Source organism: Caldanaerobacter sp., from assembly GCF_049701115.1.
Classification (GTDB): Bacteria; Bacillota; Thermoanaerobacteria; order Thermoanaerobacterales; family Thermoanaerobacteraceae; genus Thermoanaerobacter.
This window is the reverse complement of record NZ_JBNATX010000042.1, coordinates 1-13,928: the sequence shown is the minus strand read 5'-3', so window position 1 is coordinate 13,928 and position 13,928 is coordinate 1. Positions and strand designations below refer to the sequence as shown.

Sequence of the window (13,928 nt, the reverse complement as noted above, 5' to 3'; positions counted from 1 at the left end):
TAGGTTTTGCTTTAGGGGGGTATTTGGGTGCAGTGATATCACAAAGGTTTGATGGGAAAAAGGTGAAAAATTTTGTAGTACTATGGGGATTTATTTTAGCAGTAATGTTTTGGGTAAGAAAAGTTTAATCCCTTTGGAAGGGTCCAAAGGGATTTTTTCAATGCTTTTCTATATAAGTCCATTTCCAGTCATTGTCTACTCCTACAGCGTGCCTTACTACACCTTTCACATATTTTTGCTGTATATAAGCTGTTGCTGAAAAGAAAAGAGGTGATATGGGCATATCTTCCATTAAGATTTGTTCTGCTTTTTTCATGTTGTCCATGCGCAGATTGTTGTCATTGCTCTTTTTGGCTTCCAGTATTAACTTATCGTATTCGGGATTTGAATAAAATACTCTATTGGGTTCCCCGCTGATTTCACTTAGCCATAGGTCCATGAAGGTCATTGGATCGTTGTAGTCTGCTCCCCAACGTGTGAGAACCACATCGAAATCGCCTTGTTTGTACATTTGAAGCCTAATTTTAAACGGCACATTTTGTATTTCAACATTGACACCCAAGTTCTTTTTCCAGAATTCCTGTATTGCCTGAGATTCTCTTTTAGCTACTTCTGTATCATCTGCCAGTAAGGTTATTTTAGGCAAAGAAGTTATGCCTAATTCGTTCATTCCCTTTTGGAGAAGTTCTTTAGCTTTTACAGGGTCTTCTGTGAACAAATTGCCCACTTCTTTTCTAAATTCCTCATTTTTGCCCGGTATTCCGTAGGGCACAAATCCATAAGCAGGAATTGACCCGTCTTTTAATACATTTTCTGTAAGCTGTTTTCTGTCAATTGAAAGGCCGAACGCTTTTCTTATGTTGGCATTTTTGAAAACAGGATTTTTTGTATTGAAAGCTAAAAAATAAGTAAAACCATTGGGATATATTTGTAATTCAGCATTGGGATTGTTTTTGTATTTTTCTACAAAATCTCCGGTTACAGTGATTATATCATATTGGCCATTGTCAAAATTTTGAACTACAGTGTTCATGTCTTTTATCATGTCCATGTGGATTTCGTCTAGCTTTACATTGTCTTTATCCCAGTATTTATCATTTTTAACAAGTATTATATTCTGTTCGTGGTTCCACTCTTTTATGATGAAAGGACCGCTGTAAACCAAAGTATCAGGAGTAGTAGCTATTTTATCGCCAACCTTTTCTACAAAAGATTTTTCCAAGGGAAGGTATGTTATAAATGCTGTCAAACTTAAGAAATAAGGGGTTGGCTCTTCAAGTTTTACTTCCAATGTTTTTTCATCCAAAGCCTTTATTCCTACTTCATCAGCTGATACTTCGCCAGCATTAAATTTTTCAGCATTTTTTATTGGAAACATTATATAGGCATAATCTGAAGCAGTTTTTGGGTCTAACGCTCTTTTCCATGAGTATTCAAAGTCATAAGCCGTTATAGGATTGCCATCGCTCCAGTATATATTGTCTTTTAAATAAAAAGTGTAGGTGAGTCCATCTTCAGAAATTTTCCAATCTTTTGCAAGACCTGAACCCTTCTGAGGTTTTTCATCTGGTCCAAGCCTTACAAGGCCTTCCAGCACGGCATTTAACACTTGAAAAGAGACTCCGTCAGTAGAAGTTTGAGGGTCTAACCGAGGAGGTTCCTCTCCTAAGTTTATTCTTAGAATTTGCTTTTCCGTTTCAGGAGAGGAAGCAGTTTTAGCTGGCTGACCACTGCACCCCGCTAGTACGGTAGAGATGATAAAAAGTAATGATACAAATGCTGCAAGAACCTTGATTTTCATAGGATTTTATCCCCCCTTTTGTTTTTAATACTAATTTTACTCTCTTTTTCATAACTGTACAACAGAAGTTTTTTGCATACTTAAAAAATTTATGGAATTACAAAATTAGAGTACTAAAGCGTAATTTTACCTGCAAAAATAGAGGATTTTCTGAGAAAATGTAGAAATATATATGTCAGGGGGGATTTGAATGAGCAAAATTAAATGGGACGAGAACACTTTTACGAAATTTACTTATCTAAAGGACCCGAGAATTTCAAGAGATGGGTTAAAAATAGCTTATGTTCTCACAAAGGCAGATTTGAAGAATAATGAATACAAACATACCATTGTTGTAGAAGAAAAGGGAGGCAGGAGTTTTATTGAAAATGCCACGATGCCGCGTTTTTCTCCTACGGGGAGGAAAATGATTTTTGTAAGAAAGCATAGGGATAAGGATGTTAACGAGATATTTTTATGCGATTTAAATTCCATGAGTGAAAAAAAGATTTTGGAATTAAAGGGCATTTTGGATATAGCATGGAATAAAGATGACAGAAGGATTTTAATAACAGGGATTAAAAGGATGGAAGATGAGGACCTTATATTTGAAGATGATATCCCCATTTGGTTTGATAATAAAGGGTTTTTTAGCAAAGAAAGGGCGGTTTTTGTAATATTTGATGTGGAGGGAGAAGTAATCCTTGAGGAATTTACTGCTGAAAGATTTTCTACTGCTATCTGGCATGGAGATAGAATAATCTATAATGTTCCTAAAAAGGTGGACAATGTTCCCCAGTTTTTTGGACTTTTTGACATATACGTTTACGAGAAGGGGGAAAGCAAGAAACTGTTTGAGAATGTTTCGTATACTGCTGTAGATTCTAACGGAGAAGTGGTGCTACTTTACGGTAAACCCAGGAAAGAAAAAGACAGCGAACATGATTTTCACTATCTGTGGGACGGGAGAAAGGTTATCCCTTTGACAGAACATCTTGTGTACAATAACGGACAGGGGAAGTTAGATGAAAAAGGAAATGTATACTTTACTATGGCAAAAGAAGGGAGAATAAGTCTTTATAAGCTGAGGAGAAATGAATTGGCTCCTATTTCAGAAGATAACTCATGGGTAGGAGAATTTGACGTTAGCGGAGACGGGAAAGTGGTTTTCACTAAAGAGACTGATATTATGCCAAAGGAACTCTATGTATGGGATGAAAGGCTTGAGCAGTTGACAGATTACAATAAGCTAGTAGTTGATGAGCTTGATGTGAAGCCATATAACAATTTTAAATACGAAAGTCTTGATTTAGAATTGGAGGGATGGTACATTAAACCTGAAATAGAAGAAGGGCAAAAGGCTCCGGTTTTGGTTTTTGTTCATGGCGGTCCAAAGGGGATGTACGGGTATTACTTTAAATACGAATTTCAACTTATGGCGAATAGAGGATATTATGTGGTATTTGTAAATCCTAGAGGGAGTAATGGCTACAGCGAAGATTTCGCATTGAGAGTGCTCGAAAGAACAGGGCTAGAAGATTTTCAAGACATATTAAATGGGCTTGAAAAATTTTTCGAATTAGAACCAGGGGCTGATAGAGAAAGAGTTGGGATTACGGGTATAAGCTATGGGGGATTTATGACTAATTGGGCGCTGACTCAAAGCAAGCTTTTTAAGGCCGGTATAAGCGAAAATGGCATAAGCTATTGGCATACGAGTTACGCTTTTTCTGACATAGGGTTGTGGTTTGACAGAGAAGTGATTGGGGATAATCCACTTGAAAATGAAAATTACAGGAAATTAAGCCCCATTTTTTACGCCAAAAATGTCGAAGCCCCACTTCTTTTGATTCACAGTTTGGAAGACTACAGATGTCCTCTTGACCAGAGCGTGATGTTTTATCACGTGTTAAAAAGCCTTGGAAAAGAAGCCTATATAGCTATCTTCAAAAAAGGAGCTCACGGTCACAGCCTTGATGGAACTCCTCGTCACAGGGCAAAAAGGTATAAACTATTTATGGAATTTTTTGAAAGAAAACTCAAGAGATATGAAGAAGGTTTTGATGTGGAGGGGATTTTGAAAAGGGAAGATGAATGGGAGAGAAGTTGAGTTATTAATGGGCTTTTAAATTGTGTCCTCTTGGAGGATTTTTTCTTTTTTTGTAGAAATATATTATGAGCGTAGTAAGGTGAGGAAGGAGAATAATAAATGGCTATACCTACTTATGAAAAGATTATGTTGCCATTACTTAAAATTCTTTCTGATGAATAATAATCATATTATGGGAAATTTTAATGCGGAGTTTGAAAAATGATTTTTGACGAAAGTTAATTCAGTGTGTTAAACTTGTAATTAGTTTATTTTAATGCTATTTGCTTTAATGTGAACAAAGAGGAGGAATATCACACCATGGAGAGTTTGCAAAAATTTAAAACTTTACTAAAAGAAATTTTCCAATTTGAGGCATCAGATTTAGATTTTGGTATTTATAAAATTTTAAATTACAGAAGAGAGCATATAGAAAGTTTTATTGAAAATAGACTTCCTCAAATAGTAGAGGAAGCCTTTGAAAAGCACAAAATGGCCATTACGCAAGATTTAGAGAAAGAATTTCAAAAAGTAAAAAATGAATTAAACAACACATTAGGAGAAGGTGTTTTTACATCTTCAGGTGATATAAAAGAAGAGTTTAAAAATACTCCCATTGGCAAAAGATATTTAGATTTAAAAGAACAAAAAGAAGAAGCTGAAAAAATTGATGAGATAAAACTACAAGTTTTTAATGATTTATATAATTTCTTTTCTCGCTATTATGAGGAAGGAGATTTTGTCCCGCAGTATAGATATTCAATAAAGGGTCATAAATATGCTGTTCCATATAACGGTGAAGAGGTAGTCTTGTATTGGGCAAATAAAGACCAATATTACACAAAGACAGGGCTTCTCTTTAGAGATTACACATTTAAAGTGGGTAATTATAAAGTCATTTTTAGAATAGTTGAGGCCAAAGAAGAATTAGGTTCGAATAAAGCAACTAAGGAAAGATTTTTTGTATTAGATGATGACAACCCTTTGGAACTTAAGGAAAAAGAATTGATTGTCAGATTTCAGTATAGAGAACTTATGGAAGAAGAAGTTGAGAAATATGATGTGGCAGGAGGCAGTAACACTTCTAAGCAAGAGAAAATAAATGACTTTTCTTTTCATTCAATAGTTAAAGAAATTGCTAATGCCAACAAAGAAATTTCTATGTATTTGCAAGAAAGTAAAAATGAGAAACCATTGCGTAAATATCATTTAGACAGATTTTCTGCTAAAAACACAAAGGACTATTTTATTCATAAAAACCTGAAAAAGTTTCTATCAGAGCAATTAGATTACTTCATAAAATCAGAGGTTTTAGACCTTGAGACTTTAGAGGAAGAAAAATATTTAAACAAGCACATCACAAGAGCAAAGACAGTAAAAGAAATTGGAGAAGCAATAATTGATTTTCTATCTCAGATTGAGGATTTTCAGAAAAGACTTTGGGAGAAGAAAAAGTTTGTTATAACTACAGAGTATGTAATAACCCTAGACCGAATAAAAAAGTGGGCTGGAGTAAAATTCCTGGAGGAAATCATAGAGGAGATTTTAAGTAACGAAGAACAGCTAAGTGAGTGGAAAGAGTTAGGTTTTGGTGAGATCAAAAGTAGAGAAGATTTGATTGAAAAAGAAGATATGGTAGATATTGAATACAAAAAGCTTCCTATTGATACAAGATATTTTGACAAAGAGTTTAAAGAAGAGCTTTTAGAAAATATAACCCAAAATATAGACTTAGATGAGGCATTAGACGGTTTACTTATAAAAAGCGAAAACTGGCAGGCGTTGAATACCATTTTGAATAAATATAGGGAAAAGGTACAGACAATTTATATTGATCCGCCATTTAATAAAGAACAGGATGCTGATTATCTTTACAATGTAAAGTATAAAGATTCTACTTGGGTTACTATGCTTGAAAACAGATTAAGATTAACAAGATATTTATTAAATGATAGAGGAAGCATTTTTGTTAGATGTGATTATAATGGGAACTGGCTTGTCAGACCTCTGATGAACGAGATTTTTGGGAAGGAAAATTTTAGGAATGAGATAGTGGTAAAAAGAGGTGCCCCAAAATCGGCGATGTTTGGACAATTTGAAGGAGTTAAATCAATAGGTGTGATGTATGACAACTTGCTCTGGTATTCTTCTAATCCTGAAACACGATATCACGGATTTAAAATATCTATTGAGAAGAAGGGTGGTTATTGGAGTACTTTTTATGATATGAAGCCAAGCGGAGAGAGACCAACAATGAGATATGAACTATTTGGTTTGCTCCCTCCAAAAAATTACTATTGGAAGTGGGGAAAAATGAGAGGACTCAAAGCAGTTGAAAATTATAAGAAATATCTACAAGAGAGTAAGAAAACCGGAGAGACAATAGAAGAATATTCCCTGAGAACAGGGATTGAAGATTTTGTAAAATTAGAAAACGGTGTGGTGAAATACTGGGTTCCTGTAAGAGAAGAGGATTTTCTAGATAACAATTGGCTTGATATTCCAGGATATTCTTCTGGCTGGGGTTTTAAAACCGAAAACTCCGAAGTCCTCTTAAAGCGTGTTATAGAGTCCACATCCAACGAAGGTGATTTAGTTATGGACTTCTTCCTTGGCTCTGGGACAACAACAGCAGTAGCACATAAGCTCGGCAGAAAATGGCTTGGTGTGGAAATAGGAGAACATTTCTGGACAGTGGTTTTGCCGAGAATGAAAAAGGTTTTAGCTTATGACAAATCAGGGATTTCAAGAGAAAAGGATGTTAAAGAAAAATACAATGAAAAAAAAGCAGGTGGATTTTTTAAATATGTCATTTTGGAACAATATGAAGACACACTTGATAATATTGAATTAATAGAAAATCAAGAGATGCTTAAGCTTTTTAAAGATGAATATCTTTTAAAATACTTCCTTGATTATGAAACAAGAGAAAGTCCATATCTATTGAATATTGAACATCTTAAAAATCCCTTCGCTTATAGACTCAAAGTGAATCTCTCAGAAGTCGGCGAGCCAGAGGAGAAGGTAGTAGATATTCCTGAGACGTTTAATTATCTTTTGGGGTTAAAGACAAAAAAAGTAAAATTCAAAAGTCATAATGGCAAAAAATACATGTTTATTTTAGGAGAGAAAGAAAACAAGACATATGCTATAGTATGGAGAAATTATGATGACGGTTGGACAGAAGAAGATTTTAAACAGGATAAGGAGTTTATAAAGAAAGAATTATTAGAATGGAGTCCTCAGATTGTTTACATTAATGGTCAAAGCATTCTAACACCTGATTTTGGCAAATTTATAATAGATGTTAATTATATTGAACCAGAGTTTAAAAAGCTGATGAATGCAGAGGTAAAATGAGGAGAGATGTAAAATGAAAATAGAAAAATACTTAGTTTTAAATAAATATTTTCTTTCACTTTTTGGAGTTGAAAATTTTAGAGAGCTCCCATTAAAAGATATAGAGAAACAAATAGGTGATGTAGAGACTACACCTTTTATGAGAATTTTAATGTCTTTAAAAGACGTAAAGATTTCTGAAAGTGATTTACGACGATATGATCAGAATATTCAAGAATATGTTAGAGAAATTAATCGATATCGTGGCAATGTTGTTCTCAAATATTTCCAATATATTCCTGTGCTTTTTACAGAAATCTTTTTAGACCAACTGAAGAACAGGAAAGTAGAATTTTTAAATCAGTTAAATACTTTTTTAGACCAATATAGAAGGGAAAATGAAATTGACATATCAAATTTTGAGGAAAAAGATTTGAATAAGCTAGCCTTTTGGATGGCTACTGGTTCAGGAAAAACTCTAATTATGCATATAAATTACCTTCAGTTTTTGAAATACAGACCTTTTAATCCTGATGGAATAATTTTGATAACTCCTAACGAAGGTCTTTCTAAGCAGCATTTTGAAGAATTGCAGAAAAGTGATATTCCATGCAGAATTTATGATGGTAATTTAAACGGAGGGATTAAGTTTAAAGATAAAATATTAATTATAGAAATAACCAAATTGGTTGATGAAAAAAAAGACGGAGGAATTACTCTTCCTGTAGCTGCTTTTGAAGGAAGAAATCTTGTTTTTGTAGATGAAGGTCACAAGGGGAGAGCTTCAGAAGATCGTGCCTGGGCTTCGCGAAGAGCCAAATTAGCAGAAAATGGTTTTGTATTTGAGTATAGTGCTACTTTTGGTCAGATATTGAGTGAAAGAAATAGAGATGTACTTGAAGAATATGCCAAATCAATTATTTTTGATTATTCTTATAAATATTTTTATATGGATGGATATGGCAAAGACTTTTTTGTCATAAATGTTAAAAATCCCAAAGATCTAACTGAAAACGACTTTTCAGAAGTTATGTTTGTTGCTAATTTATTATCTTTCTATGAACAGCTTATATTTTACGAAGAAAATCAGAGACTAGCAGAAGAGTATAATTTAGAGAAACCTTTATGGATTTTTGTGGGGACCACAGTTACCAAAGAGGAATCCGATATAATTCAAATTGTTGAGTTTTTAGGTAAAGTTATAAAAGATGAGAACTGGCTAAAAGAGAGAATAGATAAAGTGTTGGAGGGGAAAACGGGACTTAAGGACGAAGAGGGAAGAGATGTATTCAAAGAAAAGTTTAAACTCTTGAGGGATAAAGGCATTGATTTAGATGATTTATATAGAGAAGTTTTTAATGGGAGAGGGAAATTCAATATTTGGGAAATTAGAAACAGTGAAGGGGAATTTGGCCTAAAAGTTGGGGACAATGACTATTTTGGTGTTGTAAATATTGGTGATGCTAATAGTTTCAAGAAGAGGTTAGAAGAAAAAGGGTTTGAGATTCAGTCAGATGTTATTTCTGATTCACTTTTTGATGATATAAAGAGAAAGGATTCCAAAATAAATATATTGATAGGAGCTAAAAAATTTATTGAGGGATGGGATACTTGGAGAGTTTCTTCCGTGGGACTTTTAAATATAGGTACTGGGCAGGGACCGCAAATTATTCAACTTTTTGGGAGAGGTGTAAGATTAAAAGGAAAAGGGATGTCTTTAAGGAGAAGTGGTGATCCTAAAGTAGCAGTTTTAGAGACTTTAAATATATTTGGCATCAAGGCAGATTATTTGAGCAAATTCTTAGAGGCCATCAGAAAAGAAGAAGTTGAATATGAAACAATTTATATCCCTGTTAAATTTCAACATAAAGAAAAGTGGAATAGTTTGTATGTTATTGGCAAAAGAGAAGATAAAAAGTTTGAAGAAGATGAATCTGTAGTATTAAAACCTGATGAGACAGTTCGTATAAATATTGATTTAACTCCCAGAATAGAAGTCTATGCTACAAAAGATAATAGAAAGGTTAAAGATGAAGATGAAACAATTAAAGTTGAAATTAGACCTAAAAGATTAGAATTATGGCAGTATATCGAATTTTTGAATTGGGAACGTATTTTTCAAGAGGTTATAGAGTATAAAAAGATGAAAAATTATTGGAATTTGGTATTTGATAAAAATACGCTTAAAGAGATACTCTTCCTACAACACACACACCAAATTCTGGTTTATGAAGATGCTTTTGAAAAACTTGATTATAATACTCTCTTGCGATTAGAAGATATAGCTATATTAGTTTTAAAAAAGTATATTGATGCCTATTATAGAAAAAAAGCAAAAAGTTTCGAAACTGAGCATATAAGTTACTATCTGTTAGACGAAAAAACAGGGCAATTTATGATACCATTTATAAGTGAAGAAAATATTGGAGATTATGGTTATGTAGTACAGATTGACAAAAGAGAAAAAGAGATAATTGAGCAAGTCAAGGAATTGATAAGTAAATTTGAAGAATTGTTAAATGAAAAACATAAATTTGATGTACTGCCAAGATTATCCTTAGATTTCCATTTATACGTACCAATTTTATTAAAGAAAAAAGTAAAAGAAGAAGATAAAATAAAAATTTCACCTGAAGGGTTGGTGGAAAGTGAGGTTAAATTTGTCGAGGATTTAAGAAGGTTTGTAAAAGAAAATGAAGACAAATTAAAACACTATGAGATATATTTATTGAGAAATTTATCTAAAAGTGGAATGGGCTTTCAGCTTACTTGGGCAGGTTTTTACCCTGATTTTATAATGTGGATTAAAAAAGATAATGAGCAGACAATAGTTTTTATCGATCCCAAAGGATTGGTGCATGATAAAAGCCTTGATAATGAAAAAATCGTATTCGCAGGTACCAGAGGCCATATTGGTAATGATGTGGTGACAATCAAGACCATAGAAAAGCGATTAAACAACCCAAATATAAGATTAGAATCTTTTATCTTGTCTGCTACAGAATATAAAAAGTTGGTTGAAAACTGGGTTAATGCACCAAGTAAAAATGACTATGAACAAAGCCATGTGTTATTTCTTGATGATAAAGAATGGTGTAAAAAGCTATTCCGAAAAATAGATATTTATTGAATATGTGTCAAGGAAAAGTAAAATAAACCAGAGATTTAAAAGAGGTTTACTTTGATTACGGGGTAGCGTCAGATGACATATGAAAATCCACTAAGATTAGGGAGTTTCTCTCACATAACTAATCCCACCTATGGAGGTTAGAAGAATGAAAACACTTGAGGAAGTAAAAAAGATACTTGAGGAACATAAAGAAGAGATAAAGAAAAAATACGGAGTAAAATTTTAGGTATTTTTGGTTCTTTTGTAAGGAATGAACAGACAGAAGTAAGTGATATTGATATTTTGGTTGAATTTGAAAGGCCAATAGGACTTCAATTTTTTGAGCTTGCAGATTATCTTGAGGAAATATTGGATATGAAAGGTGATTTGGTCACATTTGAAGCAGTAAAACAGAAACGGAGGCTTAATGTAAAGGGGGATTTAATTTATGTTTTACCAACCTGTTCTTGAAACTTCAAGGCTTATTTTGAAGAAGATAAGCTTGGAAGATGCAGAAGATATGTTTGAATATGCTAGCGATCCGGAAGTTACAAGATATGTGTCGTGGGAATATCATAAGAATATTGAGGATTCTTTAAAATTTATTAATCTTTTGTTGTCAAGGTATGAAAAGGGAGAGCCATCAGATTGGGGATTGTATTTAAAAGAAAATGGTAAATTAATTGGTACGTGTGGTTTTTTATTTATTGATGAGAAAAATATGGTAGGAGAAGTAGGTTATGTACTTGGTAGGAAATATTGGAATAAAGGGATTATGACAGAGGCTGTGAGAAAAGTAATAGAGTTTGGTTTTGAAAAATTAAATCTAAATAGAATACAAGCAAGGTGTAAGGTAGAAAATATTGCTTCTGAGAGGGTAATGCAAAAAGTGGGTATGAAGTTTGAGGGAGTGTTAAGAGAAGCAGTTTTTGTAAAAGGGGGATTTTGGGATATGAAGATGTATTCTATTTTGAAAAGAGAGTATGAAAAGAATAGGGAAGCCTAATTACTTTTTAAGCACATTGCTTTAAAATGCCTTGATTTTTTGTATAATATACTTGTGCGGAATAAAGAGCTAAACAAACAAATAACAGGAGGAGTTGGCATTGGCTATAGCTATTGTAGTGTTTGTGGTTTTTCTTGACCAGTTTACAAAATATCTCGCGGCGAAGTATTTGATGCCTGTAGGGAGTTATCCAGTTATAAAGCATTTTTTTCATCTGACTTATGTGGAGAATAGAGGGGCAGCTTTTGGAATGTTACAGAATAAGACCTTATTTTTTATTGTGATAACCGTAGTAGTGGGAATTGTCTTGATTTATTCAATGATTAAGCTTCCAGAAAATAGCTTGTATAATTATACGCTTGCTATGATTTTGGGGGGAGCCATAGGGAATCTCATAGATAGGGTGAGACTTGGATATGTAGTGGATTTTATTGATTTTAAGTTTTTCCCTGCTGTTTTTAATATTGCCGATTCTTTTATTGTTGTGGGAGCAATTATACTTGGATATCTTATGATTTTTAAGGGCGGGATAAGATGAACATTGTAGACAGAATAGTTTTGCAAGGAGAAAAAGAGGACGAAGGAAAGAGAATAGACGTATTTCTTGCGTCAGAGCTTGACTATTCCAGGTCATATATTAAAAAGTTAATTGAAGAAGGACTTGTACTTGTAAATGGGAAAAATGTAAAACCTAGTTATAAAGTAAAAGAAGATGATGAAGTTGTAGTGAATATCAAAGAAGCAGAAAAAATTGAAGTGGTGCCCGAAAATATACCTCTTGATATCCTTTATGAAGATGAGGACATAATTGTGATAAATAAGCCTCAGGGTATGGTTGTTCATCCTGCGCCAGGGAATTATAGTGGTACACTTGTGAATGCCCTTCTTTACCATTGTAAAAATTTATCAGGAATTAACGGCATTTTAAGGCCGGGTATAGTACACAGGCTTGATAAAGATACTTCAGGGGTCATGGTTGTCGCTAAAAATGACAAAGCTCATATGAGTCTTTCAAATCAGATAAAGGAAAGAAGTGTTGTGAAAAAATATGTCGCAATTGTAGAAGGGGTCATAAAGGAGGAGGGAGGGAAAGTTGAAGCACCTATTGGAAGGCATCCTGTTGATAGAAAGAGGATGGCTGTAATTAAGGACGGAAGGTATGCACTTACTTTGTATAAAGTTTTGGAGAGATTTAAAAACAATACTTTTGTAGAGGCGACCATAAAGACAGGCAGGACACATCAAATAAGAGTGCATTTTAGTTATATAGGGCATCCTGTCGTAGGAGACCCTGTGTATGGATATAAAAAACAAAAGTTTAAACTGGAAGGGCAGGCATTGCACTCCAAAGTTCTAGGGTTTATTCATCCGACAAAAGGGGTGTACATGGAGTTTGAAGCTCCTTTGCCCGATTATTTTACAAGATTGCTCGAAATTTTAAGGGCAGAGAAAGACAGGGATTAATTTTTTGCCCTGCTTTTCTCTGCTTTGTATATTTCATCTTTTTCTGGTGGAAGGATTTCTTCTTTTCCAGAAGAAGTTATCAAATACCTTCCTTCTTCCACAATTTTTCCTATTAATGTAGCTTGTATTCCTTTTTCAGATAAGGCTTTGACTATTCTGTTTCCATCTTCTGCAGTAATCAGCATGGAACCGCTGGATATCAATTTTAAAGGATTTAATCCAAAAAATTTGCATATCTCCTTTGTCTCACGTCGAAAAGGCAATTTTTCTTCGTATATTTCAATCCCTAATCCCGATGCTTCGGAAATTTCATAAGCTGCTCCTAGCACTCCTCCTTCTGTTATATCATGCATGGCATTTGCGCCATTTTTGGAAGCTATTAGACCCTCCTCTATTACGCTTATTTCGTTTATAAAGCTTTGTGCTTTTAAGACAAAGTCTTTCCCGAAATGCTTGATGAGCAAATCCTCATAATCTGTTGCCAAAATTGCTGTTCCTTCAAGTCCCAAAGCTTTTGTTACAATTACGTCATCTCCTATTTTAGCCCCTTTTGAGGTTATGTATTTTCCTTTTCTAGCAATTCCAATTGCTGTTGTGCTTATTACAGGTTTATTTACTGCTTGAGATACTTCAGTATGTCCTCCTAAAACTTCAATTCCTATCATTTTAGAAGCTTTGTCAATTTCCTGCATTATATTTTTAAGCATTTGTTCCTCTGTGCTCTCTGGAAGAAGTATTGTGGTGAGTATGCCGATAGGTTCTGCGCCGCAGGCTGCAAGGTCATTGCAGGATATTATGACAGATAAAAAGCCGCTCAATTTATCTGCTGCTGTAATTGGGTCTGTGGAAAGAACTGCTACATATTCACCAAAATCGATTACGCTGGAGTCTTCTCCTAACTGGGAGTGAACTAAGACTTCTTTTCTTTTTGTGCCAAGATAAGGGAAAATGGACCTTTTCATCACTTCTACAGGAATTTTTCCTATTTCTAGCTTCATTTTGTCACATCCTTTTTTCTTTATATTTAGAGCGAACAATTTCATATTACCACAATTTTTGCTTTTTTTAAATATTCCCTATGGACAACGTCTGTGTCAAGATTTTGTAGGTAAAAAATTTTTATAACTGACCTCACCGTTAA

Annotated in this window: 8 protein-coding genes and 2 pseudogenes; 8 read left to right on the top strand and 2 right to left on the bottom strand. The window is 33.8% G+C overall.

What is annotated here, in order from left to right; genetic code table 11:
• Positions 1 to 128 (top strand): annotated as a pseudogene (locus ACPLVE_RS09890) (sulfite exporter TauE/SafE family protein); the annotation flags it as partial.
• A gap of 29 nt (positions 129 to 157) precedes the next feature.
• Here the strand turns inward: ACPLVE_RS09890 and ACPLVE_RS09885 are convergent.
• Positions 158 to 1,801, bottom strand: a complete 1,644-nt coding sequence (locus ACPLVE_RS09885) for a peptide ABC transporter substrate-binding protein (protein ID WP_424611389.1) — start codon at positions 1,799 to 1,801, stop codon at positions 158 to 160.
• A gap of 190 nt (positions 1,802 to 1,991) precedes the next feature.
• On the opposite strand from ACPLVE_RS09885, the gene ACPLVE_RS09880 reads away from it, so the two are divergent.
• The 7 genes and pseudogenes from ACPLVE_RS09880 to ACPLVE_RS09850 all read left to right on the top strand — a co-directional run bounded on the left by ACPLVE_RS09880 (position 1,992) and on the right by ACPLVE_RS09850 (position 12,787).
• Positions 1,992 to 3,890: an alpha/beta hydrolase family protein gene (locus tag ACPLVE_RS09880; RefSeq protein WP_424611388.1), complete on the top strand. Its 1,899-nt coding sequence runs from the start codon at positions 1,992 to 1,994 to the stop codon at positions 3,888 to 3,890.
• A gap of 300 nt (positions 3,891 to 4,190) precedes the next feature.
• The gene (locus tag ACPLVE_RS09875) at positions 4,191 to 7,229 is read left to right on the top strand and encodes a DNA methyltransferase (RefSeq protein ID WP_424611387.1); all 3,039 of its coding nucleotides are present in this window, start codon (positions 4,191 to 4,193) and stop codon (positions 7,227 to 7,229) included.
• Positions 7,230 to 7,242: 13 nt separating this feature from the next.
• Positions 7,243 to 10,338 carry a DEAD/DEAH box helicase family protein gene (locus tag ACPLVE_RS09870; protein ID WP_424611386.1) on the top strand — a complete coding sequence of 1,032 codons (3,096 nt, stop codon included), beginning with the start codon at positions 7,243 to 7,245 and terminating at the stop codon, positions 10,336 to 10,338.
• A 145-nt stretch (positions 10,339 to 10,483) separates the two neighbouring features.
• Positions 10,484 to 10,788 (top strand): annotated as a pseudogene (locus ACPLVE_RS09865) (nucleotidyltransferase family protein).
• A complete protein-coding gene (locus ACPLVE_RS09860) occupies positions 10,766 to 11,323 on the top strand; it encodes a GNAT family N-acetyltransferase (RefSeq protein ID WP_424611385.1) in 558 nt (185 codons plus the stop codon). The pseudogene ACPLVE_RS09865 and the gene ACPLVE_RS09860 overlap by 23 nt, the downstream one beginning before the upstream one ends.
• A gap of 100 nt (positions 11,324 to 11,423) precedes the next feature.
• Positions 11,424 to 11,861: a signal peptidase II gene (gene lspA, locus ACPLVE_RS09855; RefSeq protein ID WP_349122833.1), complete on the top strand. Its 438-nt coding sequence runs from the start codon at positions 11,424 to 11,426 to the stop codon at positions 11,859 to 11,861.
• A complete protein-coding gene (locus ACPLVE_RS09850; protein WP_424611384.1) occupies positions 11,858 to 12,787 on the top strand; it encodes an RluA family pseudouridine synthase in 930 nt (309 codons plus the stop codon). The genes lspA and ACPLVE_RS09850 overlap by 4 nt, the downstream gene beginning before the upstream one ends.
• Here the strand turns inward: ACPLVE_RS09850 and ACPLVE_RS09845 are convergent.
• Positions 12,784 to 13,785, bottom strand: coding sequence for an AIR synthase family protein (locus ACPLVE_RS09845; RefSeq protein WP_424611383.1), 1,002 nt, complete (start codon positions 13,783 to 13,785; stop codon positions 12,784 to 12,786). The two genes, ACPLVE_RS09850 and ACPLVE_RS09845, sit on opposite strands and share 4 nt — an antisense overlap.
• Between the last annotated feature and the right edge of the window lie 143 nt (positions 13,786 to 13,928).

Excerpts from the sequence above, each read along its gene's own strand:
- ACPLVE_RS09885 (WP_424611389.1), bottom strand. The coding sequence starts at position 1,801 with ATGAAAATCAAGGTTCTTGCAGCATTTGTATCATTACTTTTTATCATC.
- ACPLVE_RS09880 (WP_424611388.1), top strand. The coding sequence starts at position 1,992 with ATGAGCAAAATTAAATGGGACGAGAACACTTTTACGAAATTTACTTAT.
- ACPLVE_RS09875 (WP_424611387.1), top strand. The coding sequence starts at position 4,191 with ATGGAGAGTTTGCAAAAATTTAAAACTTTACTAAAAGAAATTTTCCAA.
- ACPLVE_RS09870 (WP_424611386.1), top strand. The coding sequence starts at position 7,243 with ATGAAAATAGAAAAATACTTAGTTTTAAATAAATATTTTCTTTCACTT.
- ACPLVE_RS09860 (WP_424611385.1), top strand. The coding sequence starts at position 10,766 with ATGTTTTACCAACCTGTTCTTGAAACTTCAAGGCTTATTTTGAAGAAG.
- ACPLVE_RS09850 (WP_424611384.1), top strand. The coding sequence starts at position 11,858 with ATGAACATTGTAGACAGAATAGTTTTGCAAGGAGAAAAAGAGGACGAA.
- ACPLVE_RS09845 (WP_424611383.1), bottom strand. The coding sequence starts at position 13,785 with ATGAAGCTAGAAATAGGAAAAATTCCTGTAGAAGTGATGAAAAGGTCC.